General features: G+C 69.4%; 20 protein-coding genes and 1 riboswitch. Of the genes, 14 read left to right on the top strand and 6 right to left on the bottom strand.

All coding sequences use genetic code 11. The annotated features are described in order from the left end of the window. Positions 1 to 83: 83 nt before the first annotated feature. Positions 84 to 1,604 (bottom strand): hypothetical protein, encoded by a 1,521-nt coding sequence (locus AAW14_RS26910; protein ID WP_265566534.1) that lies wholly within the window; start codon positions 1,602 to 1,604, stop codon positions 84 to 86. A gap of 165 nt (positions 1,605 to 1,769) precedes the next feature. Continuing rightward, positions 1,770 to 1,979, bottom strand: coding sequence for a hypothetical protein (locus AAW14_RS26905; RefSeq protein WP_265566533.1), 210 nt, complete (start codon positions 1,977 to 1,979; stop codon positions 1,770 to 1,772). A gap of 130 nt (positions 1,980 to 2,109) precedes the next feature. On the opposite strand from AAW14_RS26905, the gene AAW14_RS26900 reads away from it, so the two are divergent. Continuing rightward, positions 2,110 to 3,084, top strand: a complete 975-nt coding sequence (locus AAW14_RS26900) for a carbohydrate kinase family protein (RefSeq protein ID WP_265566532.1) — start codon at positions 2,110 to 2,112, stop codon at positions 3,082 to 3,084. A 31-nt stretch (positions 3,085 to 3,115) separates the two neighbouring features. On the opposite strand, the gene AAW14_RS26895 is transcribed toward AAW14_RS26900, so the two are convergent. Continuing rightward, entirely contained in the window at positions 3,116 to 4,492 is a 1,377-nt protein-coding gene (locus tag AAW14_RS26895; RefSeq protein ID WP_265566531.1) for a cysteine desulfurase/sulfurtransferase TusA family protein, read from the bottom strand. A 257-nt stretch (positions 4,493 to 4,749) separates the two neighbouring features. On the opposite strand from AAW14_RS26895, the gene coxB reads away from it, so the two are divergent. The 4 genes from coxB (at position 4,750) to AAW14_RS26875 (ending at position 9,228) form a co-directional block, all read left to right on the top strand. Continuing rightward, entirely contained in the window at positions 4,750 to 5,709 is a 960-nt protein-coding gene (gene coxB / locus AAW14_RS26890) for a cytochrome c oxidase subunit II (RefSeq protein ID WP_265566530.1), read from the top strand. Further along, positions 5,706 to 7,442 (top strand): cytochrome c oxidase subunit I, encoded by a 1,737-nt coding sequence (ctaD, locus tag AAW14_RS26885; RefSeq protein WP_265566529.1) that lies wholly within the window; start codon positions 5,706 to 5,708, stop codon positions 7,440 to 7,442. Before coxB ends, ctaD begins: the two co-directional genes overlap by 4 nt. Then, a complete protein-coding gene (locus AAW14_RS26880; protein ID WP_265566528.1) occupies positions 7,439 to 7,837 on the top strand; it encodes a cytochrome c oxidase subunit 4 in 399 nt (132 codons plus the stop codon). Before ctaD ends, AAW14_RS26880 begins: the two co-directional genes overlap by 4 nt. Before the next feature lie 131 nt (positions 7,838 to 7,968). Beyond that, positions 7,969 to 9,228 (top strand): L,D-transpeptidase, encoded by a 1,260-nt coding sequence (locus AAW14_RS26875; RefSeq protein ID WP_265566527.1) that lies wholly within the window; start codon positions 7,969 to 7,971, stop codon positions 9,226 to 9,228. Between the two features lie 89 nt (positions 9,229 to 9,317). Here the strand turns inward: AAW14_RS26875 and AAW14_RS26870 are convergent, their stop codons facing one another. Beyond that, positions 9,318 to 9,719: a hypothetical protein gene (locus AAW14_RS26870; protein ID WP_265566526.1), complete on the bottom strand. Its 402-nt coding sequence runs from the start codon at positions 9,717 to 9,719 to the stop codon at positions 9,318 to 9,320. Between the two features lie 187 nt (positions 9,720 to 9,906). On the opposite strand from AAW14_RS26870, the gene AAW14_RS26865 reads away from it, so the two are divergent. From AAW14_RS26865 to AAW14_RS26840, 6 genes are all read left to right on the top strand, one after another. Beyond that, the gene (locus tag AAW14_RS26865) at positions 9,907 to 10,527 is read left to right on the top strand and encodes a cytochrome c oxidase subunit 3 (RefSeq protein WP_103843096.1); all 621 of its coding nucleotides are present in this window, start codon (positions 9,907 to 9,909) and stop codon (positions 10,525 to 10,527) included. Between the two features lie 113 nt (positions 10,528 to 10,640). Next, entirely contained in the window at positions 10,641 to 11,453 is an 813-nt protein-coding gene (locus tag AAW14_RS26860) for a c-type cytochrome (protein ID WP_265566525.1), read from the top strand. Then, positions 11,450 to 12,508 carry a ubiquinol-cytochrome c reductase iron-sulfur subunit gene (locus tag AAW14_RS26855; RefSeq protein ID WP_265566524.1) on the top strand — a complete coding sequence of 353 codons (1,059 nt, stop codon included), beginning with the start codon at positions 11,450 to 11,452 and terminating at the stop codon, positions 12,506 to 12,508. The genes AAW14_RS26860 and AAW14_RS26855 overlap by 4 nt, the downstream gene beginning before the upstream one ends. Beyond that, on the top strand, positions 12,505 to 14,142 hold the full coding sequence (locus tag AAW14_RS26850; protein ID WP_265566523.1) for a cytochrome b: 1,638 nt from the start codon (positions 12,505 to 12,507) through the stop codon (positions 14,140 to 14,142). Before AAW14_RS26855 ends, AAW14_RS26850 begins: the two co-directional genes overlap by 4 nt. A 135-nt stretch (positions 14,143 to 14,277) precedes the next feature. Then, positions 14,278 to 15,342, top strand: coding sequence for an anthranilate phosphoribosyltransferase (gene trpD, locus AAW14_RS26845; protein WP_265566522.1), 1,065 nt, complete (start codon positions 14,278 to 14,280; stop codon positions 15,340 to 15,342). Between the two features lie 420 nt (positions 15,343 to 15,762). Then, a riboswitch (SAM riboswitch) is annotated at positions 15,763 to 15,879 on the top strand. A 197-nt stretch (positions 15,880 to 16,076) separates the two neighbouring features. Then, on the top strand, positions 16,077 to 17,438 hold the full coding sequence (locus AAW14_RS26840) for an aminotransferase class V-fold PLP-dependent enzyme (protein WP_265566521.1): 1,362 nt from the start codon (positions 16,077 to 16,079) through the stop codon (positions 17,436 to 17,438). Positions 17,439 to 17,522: 84 nt separating this feature from the next. Here the strand turns inward: AAW14_RS26840 and AAW14_RS26835 are convergent, their stop codons facing one another. After that, positions 17,523 to 17,804 (bottom strand): Lrp/AsnC family transcriptional regulator, encoded by a 282-nt coding sequence (locus AAW14_RS26835; RefSeq protein ID WP_265566520.1) that lies wholly within the window; start codon positions 17,802 to 17,804, stop codon positions 17,523 to 17,525. Beyond that, positions 17,801 to 18,532, bottom strand: coding sequence for a rhomboid family intramembrane serine protease (locus tag AAW14_RS26830; RefSeq protein WP_265566519.1), 732 nt, complete (start codon positions 18,530 to 18,532; stop codon positions 17,801 to 17,803). The genes AAW14_RS26835 and AAW14_RS26830 overlap by 4 nt, the downstream gene beginning before the upstream one ends. 156 nt (positions 18,533 to 18,688) lie before the next feature. Here AAW14_RS26830 and AAW14_RS26825 point away from each other — a divergent pair, with 156 nt between their 5' ends. The 3 genes from AAW14_RS26825 to AAW14_RS26815 all read left to right on the top strand — a co-directional run bounded on the left by AAW14_RS26825 (position 18,689) and on the right by AAW14_RS26815 (position 21,717). Then, entirely contained in the window at positions 18,689 to 18,928 is a 240-nt protein-coding gene (locus AAW14_RS26825) for a hypothetical protein (RefSeq protein ID WP_265566518.1), read from the top strand. Positions 18,929 to 18,962: 34 nt separating this feature from the next. Further along, positions 18,963 to 20,312 carry an NYN domain-containing protein gene (locus AAW14_RS26820; protein WP_265566517.1) on the top strand — a complete coding sequence of 450 codons (1,350 nt, stop codon included), beginning with the start codon at positions 18,963 to 18,965 and terminating at the stop codon, positions 20,310 to 20,312. Positions 20,313 to 20,682: 370 nt separating this feature from the next. Further along, positions 20,683 to 21,717, top strand: coding sequence for a C40 family peptidase (locus AAW14_RS26815; RefSeq protein WP_265566516.1), 1,035 nt, complete (start codon positions 20,683 to 20,685; stop codon positions 21,715 to 21,717). The last annotated feature ends 240 nt before the right edge of the window (positions 21,718 to 21,957 follow it).

The following is a 21,957-nucleotide window of genomic DNA, read 5'->3' as shown; positions in this document are numbered from 1 at the left end:
GCACCCGCCACACCGGCAAACGGTAGGCGTGCGAAGGCGGCGTCCCCATCGGGGACGCCGCCTTCGCATCTCCATGAGCCGCGCTAGCGCGTCAGCGGCGCGCCCCCCATGCCTCCCGAGGGCGCCTGCGGCAGCGTGGCCGCCGTGAGCTTCGGGATCGCCTGGCCGTCCGGGCCCACCACCTGGCGGTCGCCGAGCGGCGCCATCAGGTGAAATGTCGTGTGGTAGACCTTGGCGATCATGATGCAGACCTTGCCCGGCCAGGGCGTCTCGGTCACGGTGACGGTCACCTTGTCGGAGCTCTCACGCACGGACGCCGCGTAGTCGGCGCACACCCCGCCCTCGTAGGTGACCGTGAGGTTGTCGCCGTCGGCGGTGTAGCCCATCACCTTCACATCGCGCTTCGCCGGTGCAGACGAAGGCTTCTCGCCCGGCGCGCTCGCCCGCGGGGCAGTCGGCCCACTCGGCTGCCCCGGGGGCTGGGGCGCGGTCAGATACCGAGGATCGACCGCCGTGTGCGTCACCGTGAAGCCGTCCCCGCCCCCCGCGGGCCGCACCTGGAACAGCCACGACGGCACCAGAACCGCCTTCCCGCCCACGGAGTGCAGGGCGAGCCCGAACACCGCACCCTCCACCGTCGCCGACGCCCGCTGCGGCGCCGCGGTGGACGCCTGGCACGGCTTCTCGTCCCGGTCCTTGAGCGGTACGGGGCTGGTGCAGCCGCCGATGCCCTTGCGGCCGTACGACGTGGGCGCGGTGTTCATCAGCTCCAGCGTCCGCTTCGCGCCGAGCACCGGGTACGTGGCGCCCTTGACCGGCGCCTTCAGGTTGCCGCTGCCGCCGGTCACCTGGCCGTTCGAGCCCACCTGGATGCCGGTCGACCAGCCGTGGGTGGGCAGCCCGTCGACCTCCGGCTCGGCGTTCACCACCCGGACGGAGCCCATGAGCTGGTGCGCGTCCAGCTTGGCGTCGTCCTGGCCCAGCGCCTTGAGCACCGGCGCGGCGGCCGTCCGCGCGGCGGCCTCGCCCACGGGTCCGGCCGATGTGCACGGCCGCGTGCCCTTGCACAGGCCCTCGGAGCCGGGCGCGTAGCGGCTGAACGTCCAGGTTCCCGGCGCCTCCGCGTTCACCTGCAGGAACGGTCCCGAACCGGCCTTGGCGTCCCCGACCGTCCACGCCTGGCCGACGCGCTTCGGTGAGCCCGTGATGTTCAGGGCGCCGGCGAGCCGGGCCACCTCGTCACGCGTCACCTCACCCTTCGCCCAGTACACGGGCGCCGAGGCCGGGCCGCCCGGAAGCGGACCCCGCATCTGGTACGTCGTGCCGTACGGGTTGGGCTCGCCCACCGCGATACCGGACGTCCCGCCCCCGCTGTACCCGTCGAGGGCCAGCGGCGGGGGAGCGCCGCCGTCGCCCGGCGCCGATGATCCGCCGGATCCGCCGGACGCGGTCGCCGCGAGGTAGGCCCCGCCGCCCCCGACGAGCAGGACCGCCGCCGCGACCGAGGCGACGACCGCCGGAGAGCGCCGTCGCGTCGCGGCCTCCTCCGTGCCCTCGATGACTTCGGGCGCGTCGCTCGCGTCGTCGGGTCGCTCGGTGTTCACCGCATCGCTCCTTCGGCTCCACTGCTGTCCCAGGAGACCCTTCCGTGCCGGAGAAGCACACAACAGGGTCGTACCCCGCCTCCCCCTTACGGGGGACGGCAATGGGACGCACCGGGGGAGCGCACGGTTCCCTCGTGGGCGCGCGCACCTGGCGAAGGCGCCTGGTCAGTCCCCGTAGTCGGACATGGCGTCCAGGAGGCGGGCGGAGGCGGGCGGCACGCTGACACCGTGGATCCGGGACGGGGAGACCGGTCGGTGCGGGGCCTTCGCCGGCGCGGCCCAGTGCGGAACCATACGGATGCAGTCGCCGCGCAGCGACGCCATCTCCTCCTCCAGGTCGATCGGGGAGGCGCCATGAACCTCGAGCTTCGTCATGACGGAACCGTAAGCACGTCAGGCCCGACAAAGAAAGACTACTATCGGGTAGTTTTGCCTGCTTCAGAGGGCCAGGCCGACCGGGTAGCGTGAACTGTCAATCCCCCTCCCACAGGAGCGTGTTCTCGCCGTGCGTATCGCAGTCACCGGCTCCATCGCCACCGACCACCTCATGACCTTCCCCGGCCGCTTCGCCGACCAGCTCGTGGCGGACCAGCTGCACACGGTCTCCCTCTCCTTCCTGGTCGACCGTCTCGACGTACGCCGCGGCGGGGTGGGCGCGAACATCGCCTTCGGTATGGGACAGCTCGGCACCGCGCCGATCCTGGTCGGCGCGGCCGGCTCGGACTTCGACGAGTACCGCGCCTGGCTCGACCGGCACGGGGTGGACACGGCTTCCGTGCGGATCTCGGAGACCCAGCACACGGCCCGCTTCGTCTGCACCACCGACGCCGACCACAACCAGATCGGCTCCTTCTACACCGGCGCGATGAGCGAGGCCCGGCTCATCGAGCTGAAGACGGTCGCCGACCGGGTGGGCGGTCTCGACCTGGTGCTGATCGGCGCCGACGACCCGGAGGCGATGCTGCGCCACACGGAGGAGTGCCGCTCCCGGTCCATTCCGTTCGCCGCCGACTTCTCGCAGCAGATCGCGCGCATGAACGGGGACGAGATCCGGATACTGCTGGACGGGGCGACCTACCTCTTCTCCAACGAGTACGAGAAGGGGCTGATCGAGACCAAGACGGGCTGGACGGACACCGAGATCCTGTCCAGGGTGGGCCACCGGGTGACGACGCTCGGCTCGCGGGGCGTGCGCATCGAGCGGTCCGGCCAGGGCCCGATCGAGGTCGGCGTGCCGGAGGAGACGGCCAAGGTGGATCCGACGGGTGTCGGTGACGCCTTCCGCGCGGGCTTCCTGTCGGGCCTGGCCTGGGGTGTGCCGCTGGAGCGCGCGGCCCAGGTCGGCTGCATGCTCGCGACCCTGGTCATCGAGACTCTGGGCACCCAGGAGTACCAGCTGCGCCGCGCCCACTTCATGGACCGTTTCACCAAGGCATACGGCGACGAGGCCGCGGCCGAGGTCCAGGAGTACCTGGTCTGACCCCCCGGGGGTCGCGCCCCGGCGACGACCGTCAGGAGAGCCGGCGGACCAGGTAGGCGGAGCCCCGCTCCGCCGGCTCCTCCCCCATGTACTCCTGCCCGCGCATCTCGCACCACGCCGGGATGTCCAGCCGCGCCGCCTCGTCGTCCGACAGGACGCGTACGGTGCCCCCCACCGGGACGGCCCCGATGACCTTCGCCAGCTCGATCACCGGCAGCGGGCAGCGCTTGCCGAGAGCGTCGACGACGAGCGCGTCCTTTCGCGCGTCGGTCCGCGGGGACGGCGCACCCAGCTTGTCCCGCACCGCCCCGACCGCGCCCGGCAGCACCGAAAGGAACCGGTCGACCTCCTCCGCCGGCGTCCCCGGCGGCAGCGAGACCCGGACGTTGCCCTCGGTCAGCACCCCCATCGCCTTGAGCACATGGCTCGGCGTCAGGGTGCTGCTCGTACAGGACGACCCGGACGAGACCGAGAAGCCCGCACGGTCCAGCTCGTGCAGCAGAGTCTCCCCGTCGACATAGAGACAGGAGAAGGTGACGATCCCCGGCAGGCGGCCGACCGGATCGCCCACCACCTCCACATCGGGCACCAGCTCCGGCACCCGCGCCCGGATCCGCTCCGTCAGCTGCCGCAGTCGCGCCGCCTCCCCGGCTGCCTCCGCCCGCACCGCACGCAGCGACGCCGCAGCCGCGACGACCGCCGGGATGTTCTCGAACCCGGCCGCCCGTCCCGACTCCCGCTCGTCCACCGGCCCTTGAGGCGCGAACCGCACCCCTTTGCGCACGACGAGAAGTCCGACACCGGAGGGCCCGCCCCATTTGTGCGAACTGGCGGTCAATACCGACCAGTCGCCCTCCACCTGCCCCCAGCCCAGTGACTGCGCCGCGTCCACCAGCAGCGGCACCCCGGCCGCCCGGCACACCTCGGCCACCTCCGCCACCGGCTGCACCGTACCCACCTCGTGATTGGCCGACTGGAGGCAGGCCAGCGCGGTGTCCGGGCGCAGCGCCTCCGTGTACGCCTCGGGAGCGACGGCGCCCGCGCGGGAGACGGGCACCCGTGTCACCGTCCCGCCGCCCGCCTCGAACACCTCCGCCGAATGAAGCACCGAGGAGTGTTCGACCGCTGACACGATCAGGTGGCGTCCGGCCCGGCGGCGGCCCGCGAGCGCCCCCTCGATTCCCGAGTGCACCGCCCGCGTACCGGACGAGGTGAAGACCAGCTCGTCCGGGCGGCAGCCCACCGCATCGGCGGCCGCCTCGCGCGCAGCGTCCAGCAGGATCCTGGCCCGCCGTCCCTCGCGGTACAGCCGCGCGGGATCGGCCCACCCCTCATCGAGCGAGGCCTGCAGGGCCTGGCGGGCGACGGGGTGCAGGGGAGCGGCGGAGGCAGCGTCGAAGTAGGACACACTGCAACGCTAACGCGTGCGCACACGAGGCCCGGTGAAGGAGCCGCAGAGCCCGTCAGTTGGGGCCCAGAGCCGGTCATTCCACCCCTTCGGGGTGTCGGGCGGCGCGTTGGGCACCCTCCCCGCGCGCCCCCAAATAGCGTCCAGTAGGGTTTGGTCCGCATAAACATCCAAACCCCTGCCCGACGCAGGGCGGCGACCGACCAGCGAGAAGGCCGCAGCCAACAGCGCGGGCGAGACTCTCGGGAAGGCGCTACGTGAGTCCCAACGGCTCCGACCGCTCGCCGCGGCGCCCGATGCGGCGGAAGCTGCTGCAGGCACTGACTGCGGGCCTGGTCCTGGCTACCGCCACCGGTTGCACATACAAGGACTTCCCCCGCCTTGGTATGCCCACCCCGGTCACAGATGAGGCTCCGCGGGTCCTCTCCTTGTGGCAGGGCTCATGGGCGGCCGCGCTCGCCACCGGCGTGCTGGTCTGGGGCCTGATCCTTTGGGCGGCCATCTTCCACCGGCGCAGCCGCACCAAGGTCGAAGTTCCTCCGCAGACCCGGTACAACATGCCGATCGAGGCCCTGTACACGGTCGTGCCGCTCATCATCGTCTCGGTGCTCTTCTACTTCACGGCCCGCGACGAGTCGAAGCTCCTCGACCTCTCCAAGAAGCCCGACGTCACCATCAACGTCGTCGGGTACCAGTGGAGCTGGGGCTTCAACTACGTCACCCCGGTCCCCGGGGTGACGGGCGACGCGAAGACCGATCCGAACCTGAGCGCGATCCCGGACCGGTACAAGAACGAGTTCCCGGCGAACGCCGGTGGCGTCTACGACTTCGGTACGCCCGCCACGCGGAACCCGCAGACCAACATGCCCGGTCCGACGCTCTGGCTCCCCAAGGGCGAGACGGTCCGCTTCGTCCTCACCTCGCGTGACGTCATCCACTCCTTCTGGGTGGTGCCGTTCCTGATGAAGATGGACGTCATCCCGGGCCACACCAACGCCTTCCAGGTGACTCCCAACCAGGAGGGCACCTTCAGGGGCAAGTGCGCCGAACTGTGCGGCGTCGACCACTCCCGGATGCTGTTCAACGTGAAGGTCGTCTCCCCCGACCGTTACGAGCAGCACCTCAAGGACCTCGCCAAGAAGGGGCAGACCGGTTACATTCCCGCCGGCATCGCGCAGACGAGCCACGAGAAGAACCGGGAGACGAACAACCTGTGAGCATCCTCAACGAACCCCAGGGTGCCGCCGCAGCTGAGGACTCGTACGAGAACGAGCTGCCGGTCCGGCGCAGGCAACCCGGCAACGTCGTCGTCAAGTGGCTCACCACCACCGACCACAAGACGATCGGCACGTTGTATCTGGTCACGTCGTTCGCGTTCTTCCTCATCGGCGGCGTCATGGCCCTGCTCATGCGCGCCGAACTGGCCCGTCCGGGCCTGCAGATCATGTCGAACGAACAGTTCAACCAGGCGTTCACGATGCACGGCACGATCATGCTGCTGATGTTCGCGACACCGCTGTTCGCCGGCTTCACGAACTGGATCATGCCGCTGCAGATCGGCGCCCCCGACGTGGCGTTCCCGCGGCTGAACATGTTCGCCTACTGGCTGTACCTGTTCGGCTCGACCATCGCCGTCGGTGGCTTCCTCACCCCGCAGGGCGCGGCCGACTTCGGCTGGTTCGCCTACAGCCCGCTGTCGGACGCGGTCCGGTCGCCGGGCATCGGCTCCGACATGTGGATCATGGGTCTGGCCTTCTCCGGCTTCGGCACGATCCTCGGCGCGGTCAACTTCATCACCACGATCATCTGCATGCGCGCGCCCGGCATGACCATGTTCCGCATGCCGATCTTCGTGTGGAACGTGCTGCTGACCGCTGTGCTCGTCCTGCTGGCCTTCCCGGTCCTGGCCGCCGCGCTGTTCGCCCTGGAGGCGGACCGCAAGTTCGGTGCCCATGTCTTTGACGCGGCCAACGGCGGCGCCTTGCTATGGCAACACCTCTTCTGGTTCTTCGGCCATCCAGAGGTGTACATCATCGCCCTGCCGTTCTTCGGCATCATCTCCGAAGTCATCCCGGTCTTCAGCCGCAAGCCGATGTTCGGCTACATGGGCCTCATCGGCGCCACGATCGCCATCGCCGGTCTCTCCGTGACGGTGTGGGCCCACCACATGTACGTCACGGGTGGCGTGCTGCTTCCGTTCTTCTCCTTCATGACGTTCCTGATCGCCGTGCCCACCGGCGTGAAGTTCTTCAACTGGATCGGAACGATGTGGAAGGGCTCGTTGTCCTTCGAGACACCGATGCTCTGGGCGACCGGCTTCCTGATCACCTTCACGTTCGGTGGTCTGACCGGTGTCATCCTGGCCTCGCCGCCGATGGACTTCCACGTCTCGGACTCGTACTTCGTGGTGGCACACTTCCACTACGTGGTGTTCGGTACGGTCGTCTTCGCGATGTTCTCCGGCTTCCACTTCTGGTGGCCGAAGATGACGGGCAAGATGCTCGACGAGCGCCTCGGCAAGATCACCTTCTGGACGCTGTTCATCGGCTTCCACGGCACCTTCCTGGTGCAGCACTGGCTGGGTGCCGAGGGCATGCCGCGTCGTTATGCGGACTACCTCGCGGCCGACGGCTTCACCGCGCTGAACACGATCTCGACGATCTCCTCGTTCCTGCTCGGTCTGTCGATACTGCCGTTCCTCTACAACGTGTGGAAGACGGCCAAGTACGGCAAGCCGGTCGGCGTCGACGACCCATGGGGCTACGGCCGTTCGCTCGAGTGGGCGACCTCCTGCCCGCCGCCGCGGCACAACTTCCTGACCCTGCCGCGGATCCGATCCGAATCGCCCGCCTTCGACCTGCACCACCCGGAGATCACCGCGCTCGAGCAGCTCGAGCACGCGGGTGCCGGTAGCAAGGCCGTCTCCGGTGGCAAGGAGGCCGGCAAGTGAAGATCCAGGGCAAGATGTTCCTCTGGCTGGCCGTCTTCATCCTCGCCGTGGCCGTCATCTATGGCCTGTGGTCGAAGGAGCCGGCCGGCACCACCGCGCTCTTCCTGGCCTTCGGCCTGAGCGTCATGATCGGCTACTACCTGGCCTTCACGGCCCGGCGGGTCGACGTGGGCGCCCAGGACAACAAGGAGGCCGACGTCGCCGACGACGCCGGTGAGATCGGCTTCTTCAGCCCGCACAGCTGGCAGCCGCTCTCCCTCGGCATCGGTGGCGCACTCGCCTTCCTGGCCGTCGCGATCGGCTGGTGGCTGCTGTACTTCTCGGCCCCGCTGATCATGGTGGGCCTGTGGGGCTGGGTCTTCGAGTACTACCGCGGCGAGAACCGCACCCAGTAGCACGCGCCGAGCGCACGGGAGCCCGGACACTCCGACGGGAGCGGTCCGGGCTCCCTCTTTTGGCGCCTTCGTCGTCCCCCACACGGGTCACTGGACGCGCCGAGGCTGACGGACGTTCATAGCGTGAGTCCATGAGCCACTCACCGCGACACCGCACGGTCGTCAGCTGCACCCTGCTGGTGATTGCCCTCGGCGCGGGCCTCGTTGCCTGCGGAACCGACGGCGACCCGCTCTCGGCGAAGCCGTACGACGCGGCGGATCTGATCAGCCACAACGTACCTGTCGGCACCGCCAAGAAGGCCGACCCCGACAAGCCCCTCGAAATCACCGCGGACAGCGACGGGCGCATCACGGACGTCACGGTCACCGACTCCCGGGGACGCTACGTCGCGGGTGAACTGTCGGCCGACGGCAGCCGCTGGCACAGCACGTCACCCCTGGCCGCGGGCGCCCACTACACGGTCCGGGTGAGCACGGAGGACGACGACGGCATGCCCGGGCGCAAGGTCCTCGAGTTCGACACCAGCGTCCCGAAGACCAAGAAGCTGGTGAACGTCACCTTCGGACCCCAGGCCGGCACCTACGGGGTGGGCCAGCCCGTCACGGCCGAACTCAGCGTTCCCGTCAAGGACAAGGCCTCCCGCGCGATAGTCGAGCGCGCCCTCAAGGTGGACTCGGTGCCCGCGGTCCAGGGCTCCTGGTACTGGGTGGACGACAAGATGCTGCACTTCCGCCCCAAGGAGTACTGGCCCGCCCACGCCACCATCACCGCACACAGCAACCTCGCCGGTGTGAAGATCGGCGACCGCATGTGGGGCGGCGAGACGAAGCCCCTGAAGCTCACCACGGGCGACCGCGTCGTGGCCATCACGGACGCGGCCACGCACCAGATGACGGTCTACAAGAACGACCAGCAGATCAGGCGGATCCCCATCACCACGGGCAAGCGCGGCTACGAGACCCGCAACGGCGTCAAGGTGGTGCTCGCGAAGGCGTACTCCGTACGGATGCGCGGGACCACCATCGGCATCTCCTCGAGCTCGAGCGACTCCTACGACCTGAGGGTCTACTGGGATGCCCGGGTGACCTGGAGCGGCGAGTTCGTGCACGCCGCGCCCTGGTCCGTGGGTTCCCAGGGATACTCCAACGTCAGCCACGGCTGCACCGGGATGAGCACCGCGAACGCCGAGTGGTTCTTCAACGCCGTGCGGGAGGGCGACATCGTCCAGGTCGTCAACTCCATGGGCAAGGAGATGGAACCGTTCGGCAACGGCTACGGCGACTGGAACGTCGGCTGGGACAAGTGGGGCCAGGGCAGCGCCCTGACGGCCGACACGTCCAAGGGCCAAAGCGTCCAGGACCGCGCGAGGCTGCGTCCGCAGTCGACGTGAGCACCCCGCGCCCCTGAAAGGGGCGCGAGGAACTGCGCGGCATGCCCCGGCGGACCCGCGCGCGCCATGACACGGGAACGACCGAGCCCCTAGGCGCCCTGAAGGGCCCTGCGTCGCAGCAGCGCGGCCAAGGCGGAGGCGAACTCCACCGGCTCGACCGGCAGCGCCACCGCCGCATCGGCCCGGCTCCACGTCGCCAGCCAGGCGTCCTGCGGTCGCGCGATCAGCACCAGCACCGGAGGGCAGTTGAAGATCTCGTCCTTGATCTGGCGGCAGACGCCCATGCCGCCCATCGGCACGGCCTCGCCGTCCAGGACGCACACGTCGATGCCGCCCTTGTCCAGCTCCCGGACGACGGCCTCCGGCGTCGCGCACTCCACGAACTCGACCAGGGGGGCGTCCGGGGCGGGCCGGCGCCCGGTCGCGAGCCGCACCTGTTCGCGAGTGGTGGAGTCGTCGCTGTAGACCAGCACGGTGGCGGTCGGCTGCATGCTTCCTCCGGTACGCAGTGGTGTGTGCCGTCGTACGGAACGGGACCCTGGGGCGGATGCTACTCCCTTGAACACGTGGTCAACAGCGGTTCGGACAGGGCTTCGATGCGCCATACGGGCAGTACACACGGTACGGACACTCCGAACGGCACCCCCCGGAGTGAGGGCGGGATAAGCGACCGACATAATGTCGGTCGTGGCGACAGCAACGACAGTAGAAACCGGGCACGCGCACCCGTCGGTCAACCGGCCGAACCTCACCAGCGTCGGAACCATCATCTGGCTGAGTTCCGAGCTGATGTTCTTCGCGGCCCTCTTCGCGATGTACTTCACCCTGCGATCGGTGACCGGCCCTGCTCACTGGAAGGAGATGGCGAGCCATCTCAACTTCCCGTTCTCGGCGACGAACACCACGATCCTGGTGCTCTCCTCCCTGACCTGCCAGCTCGGCGTGTTCGCCGCCGAGCGCGGGGACGTGAAGAAGCTCCGGGGCTGGTTCATCGTCACCTTCATCATGGGTGCGATCTTCGTCGGCGGACAGATCTTCGAGTACACCGAGCTGGTCAAGAAGGACGGCCTCTCGCTCTCCTCGGACCCGTACGGCTCGGTGTTCTACCTGACCACCGGCTTCCACGGCCTGCACGTGACAGGTGGTCTGATCGCCTTCCTGCTGGTCCTCGGCCGCACCTACGCGGCTCGGAGGTTCACCCATGAGCAGGCGACCGCCGCCATCGTCGTGTCCTACTACTGGCACTTCGTCGATGTCGTCTGGATCGGCCTCTTCGCCACGATCTACATGATCAGGTAGTCGGCCGTCGGCCGCGGCGGACGTTCACCCGATCGAGGAGAACCGATCGCCCGCGACGATCCGATCCATTCCCAGAAGCATCGACGCAGAAGATCCTGACACCGGGGTAATCCGTGAAAAAGCTCTCCGCACGACGACGCCATCCGATGGCGGCGTTCGTCGTCCTACTCATCGCGCTGACGCTCTCCGGGGGGCTGTACGCCGCGTTCGCGCCCGCCGAGAAGGCGCAGGCCGATGACACCGCCCAGTCCCTCGCCATCGAGGAGGGCAAGAAGCTCTACTCGGTGGGCTGCGCCAGCTGCCACGGCACCGGCGGTGAGGGCAGCCACAACGGTCCGAGCCTGGTGGGCGTGGGCGCGGCGGCCGTCGACTTCCAGGTCGGCACCGGCCGTATGCCCGCCGCCACCTCGCAGGGCCCCCAGGTGCCGCGGAAGAAGAACATCTACTCGCAGACCCAGATCGACCAGATCGCGGGGTACATCGCCTCCCTCGGCGCCGGCCCGACCGTCCCGACGGCGAACGACTACAGCCCCGACGGTGCCGACATCGCCAAGGGCGGCGAGCTCTTCCGCACCAACTGCGCGCAGTGCCACAACTTCACGGGCAAGGGCGGCGCGCTGACGCACGGCAAGTTCGCGCCGAGCCTCGAGGGTGTCGCCCCGAAGCACATCTACGAGGCCATGCAGACCGGCCCGCAGAACATGCCGTCCTTCCCCGACACCACGCTGTCGCAGCAGAACAAGAAGGACATCATCGCGTACGTCAACGCGGTCAACGGTGACCAGACCGTGAGCCCCGGTGGCCTCGAGCTGGGCGGTCTCGGTCCGGTTTCCGAGGGCCTGTTCGCCTGGATCTTCGGACTCGGCGCGCTGATCGTGGTCGCCGTGTGGGTCGCCGCTCGGACCGCAAAGGCCAAGAAGTCATGAGTAGCCAAGACATTCCAGAAGAGAACCTGCCCGCTGAGCAGGACACCGCGCACGGTGCCGTGACGGTTGCGGACGAGCAGAGCCCGTTCGCAGACCCGGGCCTGCCGCCCCATGAGCACCGCATCCAGGACATCGACGAGCGGGCCGCCAGGCGCTCCGAGCGCACGGTCGCCATGCTGTTCACGCTGTCGATGCTGGCCACCATCGGCTTCATCGCCTCGTACGTGGCGATTCCGAAGGAAGAGTCGATCTACGTCTTCCCGATCGGGCACATCAGCGCGCTGAACTTCGCGCTGGGCCTGACGCTGGGCGTGGCGCTCTTCCTGATCGGCGCGGGCGCGGTCCACTGGGCCCGCACCCTGATGTCCGACGTGGAGATCGCCGACGAGCGTCACCCGATCGAGGCGCCCCCCGAGGTCAAGGCGAAGGTTCTCGCCGACTTCAAGCTGGGAGCCCAGGAGTCGCAGCTCGGCCGGCGCAAGCTGATCCGCAACACGATGCTCGGCGCACTGGCGCTGGTGCCGCTCTCCGGCGTCATGCTGCTGCGCGACCTCGGCCCGCTGCCGGGCACCTCGCTGCGTCACACGCTCTGGTCCAAGGGCAAGCTCCTCGTCAACATGAACACGAACCAGCCGTTGCGTCCCGCGGACGTGGCGGTCGGCTCGCTCACCTTCGCCAAGCCCGAGGGCCTGGAGGAGACCGACGAGGACTTCCAGGTCCAGATCGCCAAGGCGGCCCTGATGATCGTCCGGCTGCAGCCGGACAACATCAAGGACAAGCGAGAACTCGAGTGGTCCCACCAGGGCATCGTGGCGTTCTCGAAGATCTGCACCCACGTCGGTTGCCCGATCTCCCTGTACGAGCAGCAGACGCACCACGTTCTCTGCCCGTGCCACCAGTCCACCTTCGACCTCTCCGACGGTGCCCGGGTCATCTTCGGCCCGGCCGGTCACGCCCTGCCGCAGCTGCGCATCGGCGTCAACGCGGACGGTTACCTCGAGGCGCTCGGCGACTTCGAAGAGCCCGTCGGTCCTGCCTTCTGGGAGCGCGGATGAGTACTACGACGACCAACGAATCCGGCACGCGCGGAAGGGCACCGGCCGGCGAGCGCGTGGCGGACTGGGCGGACGGCCGCCTGGGGATCTACTCCCTGGCCAAGTCCAACATGCGCAAGATCTTTCCCGACCACTGGTCGTTCATGTTGGGCGAGGTCTGCCTCTACAGCTTCATCATCATCATCCTCACGGGTGTGTATCTGACGCTGTTCTTCCACCCGTCGATGAACGAGGTGGTGTACCACGGCAGCTATGTGCCGCTGCAGGGTCAGCTGATGAGCGAGGCGTTCAACTCGACGGTGCACATCAGCTTCGACGTCCGCGGTGGTCTGCTGATCCGGCAGATCCACCACTGGGCGGCGCTGATCTTCCTCGCCGGCATGTTCGTGCACATGATGCGCGTGTTCTTCACCGGTGCGTTCCGCAAGCCGCGTGAGATCAACTGGCTGTTCGGCTTCCTGCTGTTCGTCCTGGGCATGTTCACCGGCTTCACCGGTTACTCGCTCCCGGACGACCTGCTCTCCGGCACCGGTGTCCGCTTCATGGAGGGCGCGATCCTGTCCGTGCCGATCGTCGGCACGTACCTGTCGTTCTTCCTCTTCGGCGGCCAGTTCCCGGGCGGCGACTTCGTGGCCCGCTTCTACTCGATCCACATCCTGCTGCTGCCGGGCATCATGCTCGGCCTGGTGGTCGGCCACCTGATCCTGGTCTTCTACCACAAGCACACGCAGTTCGCGGGCCCCGGCAAGACGAACAACAACGTCGTGGGCATGCCGCTGCTGCCGGTGTACATGGCCAAGGCCGGAGGCTTCTTCTTCCTGGTCTTCGGTGTCATCGCGGCCATCGCGGCGATCGCCACGATCAACCCGATCTGGGCCATGGGCCCCTACCGTCCGGACCAGGTGTCCACGGGTGCCCAGCCGGACTGGTACATGGGCTTCTCCGAGGGCCTGATCCGTGTGATGCCGGGCTGGGAGATCAACTTCTGGGGCCACACGCTCGTCCTGGGTGTGTTCATCCCGCTGGTGATCTTCCCGCTGGTCCTGGTCACGATCGCGGTCTACCCGTTCATCGAGGCCTGGGTCACCGGCGACAGGCGCGAGCACCACATCCTGGACCGCCCGCGCAACGCGCCGACGCGTACGGCCTTCGGCGCCGCGTGGATCTCCTGGTACTTCGTGCTGCTGATCGGTGGTGGAAACGACCTCTGGGCCACGCACTTCCACCTGTCGATCAACGCGATCACCTGGTTCGTCCGCGTCGCGTTCTTCGTGGTCCCGGTGCTCGTGTTCATCGCCACCAAGCGGATCTGCCTCGGCCTCCAGCGCCGCGACCACGACAAGGTGCTGCACGGCCGCGAGTCGGGCATCATCAAGCGGCTGCCGCACGGTGAGTTCATCGAGGTCCACGAGCCGCTCAGCCAGGAGCAGCTGCACACGCTCACGGCGCACGAGCAGTACGAGCCGGCCGAGATCGGCCCGACGGTCGACGAGAACGGCGTCGAGCGGAAGGTCAAGGGCTCGGAGCGGCTGCGCGCCAAGCTGAGCAACGCCTACTACGGGGAGAACAACCAGATCCCCAAGCCCACGGTCGAGGAGTACAAGGAGATCACGAGCGGCCACGGCCACCACTGATCGCCGCGCGCGCCACGCCACGGTCGAAGGGCCCCGTCCAAGCACTGGACGGGGCCCTTCGCCGTGCCCGGGCTGGATAGGGTGGAGCTGTTCGAGACACACGTCCCGTTCGGGACACCGACCCAGGAGCGGCTTATGAGCGCTGTGACCCCCGCTGGAGGCAACACCGCGGCGGGCCGTTCCTGGCCGCTGGTGCTGAACCGGCTGTTGGACGGCCACGACCTGAGCGCGGCCGAGACGGCCTGGGCGATGGACCGGATCATGCGTGGCGAGGCGACGGACGCACAGATCGCGGGCTTCGTCGTCGCCCTGCGGGCGAAGGGCGAGACGGTCGAGGAGATCACCGGGCTCGTGCAGGCGATGTACGAGCACGCGAACGTCCTCGAGGTGCCGGGACGGACGGTCGACATCGTCGGTACGGGTGGCGACGGCGCGAAGACGGTGAACATCTCCACCATGTCGTCGATCGTCGTGGCCGGCACCGGTGCGAAGGTCGTCAAGCACGGCAACCGTGCCGCGTCCTCCGCGTCCGGGGCCTCGGACGTGCTGGAGAAGCTCGGCGTCAATCTCGAGCTGACGCCGCAGCGGGTGGCGGAGGTGGCCGAGGAGGCCGGGATCACCTTCTGCTTCGCGGTGAAGTTCCACCCGGCGCTGAGGCACGTGGCGGCGGCGCGCGGGCAGTTGGGGATCCGCACCACGTTCAACGTTCTGGGCCCGCTGACCAATCCCGCGAAGGTCAAGGCCCAGGCGGCGGGCGTCGCGGACGCACGGATGGCGCCGATCGTGGCGGGCGTCCTCGCCGAGCGCGGGAACTCGTCCCTGGTCTTCCGGGGCGACGACGGACTGGACGAGCTGACGACCACGGCGACGTCACGGGTGTGGATCGTGCGCGACGGCAAGGTCACCGAGGAGTCCTTCGACCCGAGGGACGTCGGCATCGAGCTGGTGCCGGTGGAGGCGCTTCGGGGCGCCGACGCGTCGTACAACGCCGAGGTCGCACGGCGGCTGCTGGACGGCGAGACGGGACCGGTAAGGGACGCGGTGCTGCTGAACTCGGCGGCGGCGCTGGTGGCGCTGGATCCGGGGTCAGGGACGCTGGCCGAGCAGATCCGGGTCGGGATGGAGAAGGCCGCGGAGGCGATCGACTCCGGGGCCGCGAGGCAGGTGCTCGACCGCTGGGTCGCGGCCAGCAACGCGTAGCGGTTCGCCGTCGACCGGGGGCATCGGTGTGACCGGTGCCCCCAGGCGTCGCTGCCCCTCCGCGCCACTCGCTGCCCTTCCGCGCCACTGGGTGACCCCGGCGTCCGTCGGTCCCCCCGCGTCCCTCGGTCCCTCCGCGCCACTCGCTGCCCTTCCGCGCCACTGGGTGACCCCGGCGTCCGTCGGTCCCCTCCGCGCCACTCGCTGCCCTTCCGCGCCACTGGGTGACCCCGGCGTCCGTCGGTCCCCTCCGCGCCACTCGCTGCCCTTCCGCGCCACTGGGTGACCCCGGCGTCCCTCGGTCCCCCTGCGTCCCTCGGTCCCCCCAGGTCACTTGGTTCCACTCGGTGACCCTCCGCGCATCCCGGTATGCGGACAGAAGTTGCGGAACGACGATCAGCTCACGTAGTTTCCTGCTCAGGTCATGAGTGACAGCCATCAGGCCCCGGCCGGCTGTCCGGCAACCCTCCGTCCGTGGCGGGGTGCCCCGGGTGAAGACCAGGCCGTAGGCAGCGAGGTCTGCGGCAAGCGCGGACCCCTCACGCTTTTGACAAAGCGCGTACCAGGGGTCCTGGTCGTTCGAGGGAGCCTTCCGTGAGCAAGCGAATGCGCTAGGGCCGCAGAGCCCCGCCTCCGCATCCCCTTTCACCCTTGCCTCGTGCCGTCGACCCGGCAGCGCCCTGACGCGCGCCGTCCGGCACGGCGGTCCCACCTGCCTTCACGGGAGTGCACCCATGTCCGTCTCCGCCCTTGCCACCGACCAGTCCGTTTGTGCCCCGCTGCCCGTTCTGGGCGGGGATGTCACCGTCCCGCTCGTCACGGGCGGCGAAGTCACCTACGCCGCGCTCGACTACGCGGCCAGCGCGCCCGCCCTGCAGCGGGTCTGGGACGACGTGGCGGCCTACGCGCCGTACTACGGCAGCGTCCACCGCGGTGCGGGATACCTCTCGCAGCTGTCCACCGACCTGTTCGAGAACGCCCGCCGGACCGTCGCCGCGTTCCTCGACTGCCGCGACGGCGACCAGGTGATCTTCACCCGGTCCACCACCGACTCGCTGAACCTCCTCGCCGCCGCCCTTCCGGCCGACTGCCAGGTCTTCGTCTTCGAGACCGAGCACCACGCCTCACTGCTGCCCTGGCGGGACGCCCGGGTCACCTGCCTCAACGCACCGCGCACCCCGCAGGAGGCCGTCGAGAGCCTGGAGCGCGCCCTCACGGACCGCGATCCCCACGGTCCGGCCCTCGTGTGTGTCACCGGCGCCTCCAACGTCACGGGCGAGCTGTGGCCCGTACGCGAGCTGGCCGCGGCCGCCCACGCGCACGGGGCCCGCATCGTCCTGGATGCCGCCCAGCTCGCCCCGCACCACCCGGTCTCCGTCCGTGACCTCGACGTCGACTGGGTCGCCTTCTCCGGCCACAAGCTGTACGCGCCCTTCGGCTCCGGCGTCCTGGCCGGCCGCGCCGACTGGCTGCGGGAGGCCGAGCCGTACCTCGCGGGCGGCGGAGCCAGCCGCAAGGTGACCCGGCGCACGGACGGGGGAGTGGACGTGGAGTGGCACGAGAGCGCCGCACGGCACGAGGCGGGTTCGCCCAACGTGATCGGCGCCTACTCCATCGCCTCCGCCTGCAAGGCGCTCACCGACGCCGGCCTGGAGACGCTCGTGGCCCGCGAGCAGTACCTGATCCGCGCGGTGCGGGCAGGGCTCGCCGAGGTTCCCGAGGTCAAGGTGCTCTCCCTGTTCGGCGACGACGCGCCCCGCGTCGGGGTCATCTCCTTCGTCGTCGAGGGCTGGAACAGCTCCCACTTCGCCGCCGCGCTCTCCGCGGAGTACGGCATCGGCGTCCGCGACGGCCTGTTCTGTGCCCACCCGCTCGTGCGCACCCTGCTGGGGAGCGACCCGGGGACCCAGGGCGAGTGCGGCGCCCCCGAGGCCGCGCCCGGTGAGAAGTCCCTGAACGCGATCCGTGTCAGCTTCGGCGCGGGCACGCCCGACGAGCACGTGGAGCGTTTCGTGCGCGCGGTCAAGGAACTGGTCCGCGACGGTGCGAAGTGGAACTACCGCACGGAGGACGGCCGTTGCGTCCCGGCGGTCTGATTCCCTGAGGCACGGGCGACGGGTGCGCTCCCTGCGGCGGCCCCAGGGCGGCCGGGGGGAGCGGACGTCGCGGGACGTCCCGGTCTAGTTGTCGAGCCCGATCGCGAACGCCGCCTCGAGGTCGTGCTGGGAGTACGTGCGGAAGGCGACATGCGTATCGGTGCCCAGGACGCCGGGGATCTTGCTGATCCGGCCGGGGATCACGTCCGCCAGGTCGTCGTGGGCCTTCACCCGGACCATGGCGATGAGGTCGTAGGTGCCGGTGACGGAGAAGACCTCGCTGACGGAGTCCAGCGCGGCGATCGACTCGGCGATCTCGGGGATCCGGTCCACGCTGGTCTTGATGAGGACGATCGCGGTGATCACGGCTGCTGTTCTCCCTCGGGGGCCTGGGCTGGGGGTTTCACCCTACTCGTACGGCCGTGGCGCACCCACGCGTAGACGAAGCCCAGCGAGAAGCCGACCAGATGGGCCAGGTAGGCGACCCCCGGGCCCTGTGCGGCGCGGCCGGCCGCCATCCACTGGAGGGTGGCCCAGAAGGGCAGTACCACCCAGGCCGGAAAACGCAGCGGCAGGAAGAACAGGAACGGGAAAAGACTGGTCACCCGGGCATTGGGGAACAGAAACAGGAACGCGCCGAGAACCGCGGAGATCGCCCCGGAGGCCCCGACCAGCGTCTGCGCCGACTCGGCGTTGGCCGCCGAGTACCCGAGCAGCGCCAGATAGCCGCAGCCCAGGTAGAACAGGGCGAACTCCACGTGGCCCATCCGCTCCTCGGCCATCGCCCCGAAGACGCAGAGGAAGAGCATGTTGCCCAGCAGATGCACCCAGCTGCCGTGCACGAACAGGGCCGTCGCGGGCGTGAGGGCGGCCCGTGGCGCCCCGCCGAAGAGCTCCACGGGCACCACCCCCCAGCGGGCGAAGTAGGCCCGTTGCGCGGCGAGCAGCGCGTCCCCGGTGCCGTACGCGGGATTCAGTCCCGAGGCCGGTCCGATCACGAAGAGCAGACAGCACACGGCCATCAGCCCGTACGTCACCGGTGCCGACTGGCCCCGCAGCGCTCGGACGGCCGTCCTGCCCCAGGTGCTGATCATGGGACAGAGCATGGCGTACCCGGAGCGACGCGTGCAGAATGCCTCGCCGCGCTGGACGGGCGGGCGGCGGGTACCCGGCAGGCCGTAGGGTTACGACCCACACGCTCCAGGGAAACTGGCGCATCACGGAGACTGGAAGAAGGAAGAGCAGCCACGATGACGGTTCCTCTGCCGACCGAGACGACCCGGTGGCGCTGCACGCAGTGTGGCAACCTGACGCGTTTCGATGTGACCCGCTCGTCGAAGGTCGTCGAGTACGTGCATCTGGATCTGGCCGGACAGCCGAAGGTCGAGGAGCGCGAGGTGGTCAGTGAGACCATCGAGTCGGTGCGTTGCCGCTGGTGCAACGCCCTGGACCAAGTGGAACTCGTGGACAGGCCCGGTGCCGGCTCCTGAGGGAGGCGGTCCCGCACGGACAGTGGGGTGACGGATGGTGGAGACCACGGGCGGGGAGCCGGTCGACGGCACCGCTGAGGTGCTCGACCGTCCGCTGCCCGACGGTGTGCGCCGCCGGGTCGTGCAGATCGTGTCCGACGGTTTCGGCGGACTGACGCTCGGCGAACTGCCCGCGCAGCTGCGGCAGTATGCGCGGTTCGCCCCGAACCGTCGGGCCAAGTTCGCCGGCAACGCGATGGCGGCGGCCCTGGAGACCGACCCGCTGTTCCGCCAGCGCATCGCCGAGCGGTTCAGAGAGGCCCAGCCGGAGCTCGCCGGCGCCCTGGACTCCGGCTCGCCGCCCCCGGCCGCGGACCCGCTCGACGTGGCGGCCGCGGCCTATGTACTGCGTCCGGTGGGCTGGGTGAAGCTCGTGACCGCCGCGGGCGAGGAGGCCCAGCGCGCGGACGCCGAACGCGCCGACGAGGAGAGCCGGGCCGAACTGGAGCGGCTGCGCGGGGAGCTCGCGGCAGCCCGCGGCCAGACCCGCGCCGAGACGGAGCGGTTGCGTACGGAGCTGGAATCGACGCGCAAGGAAGCCGAATCGCTTCACCGCAAGCTGCGCGCCGCCCTCAGCGACGTCAAGCGGGGCGAGGCCGCCCTGCGCAAGGCCCACGGCGAGGTCGAGGCCGTACGCGCCGAGGGGCAGTCGCACGTGTCCGCCGCCGAGAGCGAGACCAGGCGGCTCAAGGCGCGTCTCGCCGAGGTGGAGGCCACCCTGGAGGCCACCCGCAGGGCCGCGCGCGAGGGACGCAGCGTCGAGGACATGCGGGTACGGCTGCTGCTCGACACCGTGCTGGACGCGGCGCAGGGCCTGCGGCGGGAACTGGCGCTGCCGCCGGTCTCCGTGCGGCCGGCGGAGACCGTGGACGCGGTCGAACCGGGACGGATGACCCCGAAGGACATCGCCGCCCGTGCGCTGTCCGAAAACGATCCCGCGATCCTGGACCAGTTGCTGGCGCTGCCGCAGGCGCATCTGGTGGTCGACGGCTACAACGTCACCAAGACCGGTTATCCGCAGATGCCGCTGGAGAAGCAGCGGCTCAGGCTGCTCGGTCAGCTCTCGCAGCTCGCCGCGCAGACCGGTGCCGAGGTCACCTGCGTCTTCGACGGGGCCGAACTGGTGGCTCCGGTGCTGCTCGCGCCGCCGCGCGGGGTGCGGGTGCTGTTCTCCAAACCGGGCGTCACCGCCGACGAGTTGATCCGCCAGCTGGTGCGTGCGGAGCCTCCGGGCCGGCCGGTCATCGTGGCCTCCACCGATCGCGAGGTGGCCGACGGGGTCGCCAGAGCGGGTGCGCGCCCGGTGGCGTCGGCCGTGCTGCTCAAGCGCCTCTCCCGGGGCTGAAATCGGGCGTAAAGCCTCTTCATTGGGCACCTCGCCCCTGGCTTTCGGTGTCCTGCGAACTCAGCACGCGATCGCTCCGTACGTCCCATGGGTCGCGTACGCACCAACCGCAACCTCCGCCGGGGATGCCCGAATTGGGATGATCTTCACGCAACGTAGCGTCAAGGCAACATCACTGCATGTGTGTTGAGGGCAAAGAATGCGCACGGTGACGAGATTTTTCACGCCAGGATTTGAACTGATCACGAGAGGGTCACTAGGGTCTGGCCTCGAACCTCCGCTCGGGTGATCACTCATGGGGAGTGACGGTGGAGGGGCACCGCCCGCCGGCGTGTCGGTAGGCGGCTGGAGGAAGAAGGAGCTCGCCCCCGTGGCGTCCCACCGTCGACCCAAGCAGCCGAGCCGTGCCCGAGTGACCGTGCTCACCACCGCCGCCGCTGCCGCCGTGGCCCTCAGTGCACAGGCCGCGAACGCCGCCCCCAGTGCGAAGCCGAGCAAGGACGAGGTCAAGTCCAAGGTCGACGAGCTCTATCAGCAGGCGGAGCAGGCCACCGAGAAGTACAACGGGGCCAAGGAGAAGCAGGACAAACTGGAGAAGCAGATCTCCACCCTGCAGGACAAGGTCGCCCGTGGTCAGGACGAGCTCAATCAGCTGCGCGACGGCATCGGCACGATGGCCAGCGCCCAGTACCGCACCGGCAGCATCGATCCCTCCGTGCAGCTCTTCCTCTCCTCGAACCCGAACGACTACCTCGACAAGGCGTCCACGCTCGACCAGTTGAGCAGCCAGCAGGTCGAGGCGCTGAAGAAGATCCAGGAGAAGCAGCGCGAGCTGGCCCAGGAGCGCCAGGAAGCCACCGACAAGCTCAAGGACCTCGCCGCCACACGCGCCGAACTCGGCAAGCAGAAGGAAGACGTCCAGGGCAAGCTCGCCGACGCGCAGAAGCTCCTCAACAGCCTCACCGCCCAGGAGCGGGCCGCCCTCCAGGCCGATCAGGCCCGCGCCAGCCGCGCCAGCGCCCGCTCCGCCCTCGGTGGCGACACCGGCTCCGCCTCCGGCCGCGCCGCCGCCGCCTTCGCCGCGGCCCAGAGCGTGATCGGCTCGCCCTACGTCTACGGCGCCACCGGCCCCTCCGCCTTCGACTGCTCCGGCCTGACCTCCTGGGCCTACGCCCAGGCCGGCGTCTCCATACCGCGTACCTCGCAGGAGCAGGCCAACGCCGGCACCCGCATCTACAGCGAGAGCGACCTCAAGGTCGGTGACCTGGTCATATTCTTCGGCGACTACCACCACGTCGGTCTCTACGCGGGCAACGGCCAGGTGCTGCACGCCCCGCACACCGGTGCCGTCGTGCGCTACGAGGCGATGTCCGACATGCAGTTCGAGTTCGGCGTCCGCATCTGACACGCTCCGGCGTGCGCATCTGACACGCTCCGGCGTGCGGCTCGGACGCGCTCCCGGCGTCCGCGTCCGAGGCGCTCGCGGCGCGCTGTCCGGCGCGCTCTCCGGGTGCTCCTTCCGGATCCCGGGTGCTCCCGATGCGCCCCTGAGGGCCGCCCGAACGGGCGAATTCCAGCGACTCCCGCTGACCCCACGCCCCGCCGATGACCTGCGTCAGCGGCGGGGCGTCGCGTTGTGCGCGCC

It is taken from the genome of Streptomyces hygroscopicus, assembly GCF_026168105.1.
Classification (GTDB): domain Bacteria; phylum Actinomycetota; class Actinomycetes; order Streptomycetales; family Streptomycetaceae; genus Streptomyces; species Streptomyces hygroscopicus_D.
This window is presented reverse-complemented; position numbering and strand designations above follow the sequence as displayed.

Bases quoted from the DNA above. Each gene is read 5' to 3' on its own strand.
- AAW14_RS26840 (WP_265566521.1), top strand. From the start codon at position 16,077: ATGTCCGTCTCCGCCCTTGCCACCGACCAGTCCGTTTGTGCCCCGCTG.
- AAW14_RS26865 (WP_103843096.1), top strand. From the start codon at position 9,907: ATGTCGGTCGTGGCGACAGCAACGACAGTAGAAACCGGGCACGCGCAC.
- AAW14_RS26820 (WP_265566517.1), top strand. From the start codon at position 18,963: ATGGTGGAGACCACGGGCGGGGAGCCGGTCGACGGCACCGCTGAGGTG.
- AAW14_RS26850 (WP_265566523.1), top strand. From the start codon at position 12,505: ATGAGTACTACGACGACCAACGAATCCGGCACGCGCGGAAGGGCACCG.
- AAW14_RS26825 (WP_265566518.1), top strand. From the start codon at position 18,689: ATGACGGTTCCTCTGCCGACCGAGACGACCCGGTGGCGCTGCACGCAG.
- trpD (WP_265566522.1), top strand. From the start codon at position 14,278: ATGAGCGCTGTGACCCCCGCTGGAGGCAACACCGCGGCGGGCCGTTCC.
- AAW14_RS26830 (WP_265566519.1), bottom strand. From the start codon at position 18,532: ATGATCAGCACCTGGGGCAGGACGGCCGTCCGAGCGCTGCGGGGCCAG.
- AAW14_RS26875 (WP_265566527.1), top strand. From the start codon at position 7,969: ATGAGCCACTCACCGCGACACCGCACGGTCGTCAGCTGCACCCTGCTG.
- AAW14_RS26855 (WP_265566524.1), top strand. From the start codon at position 11,450: ATGAGTAGCCAAGACATTCCAGAAGAGAACCTGCCCGCTGAGCAGGAC.
- AAW14_RS26905 (WP_265566533.1), bottom strand. From the start codon at position 1,979: ATGACGAAGCTCGAGGTTCATGGCGCCTCCCCGATCGACCTGGAGGAG.
- AAW14_RS26870 (WP_265566526.1), bottom strand. From the start codon at position 9,719: ATGCAGCCGACCGCCACCGTGCTGGTCTACAGCGACGACTCCACCACT.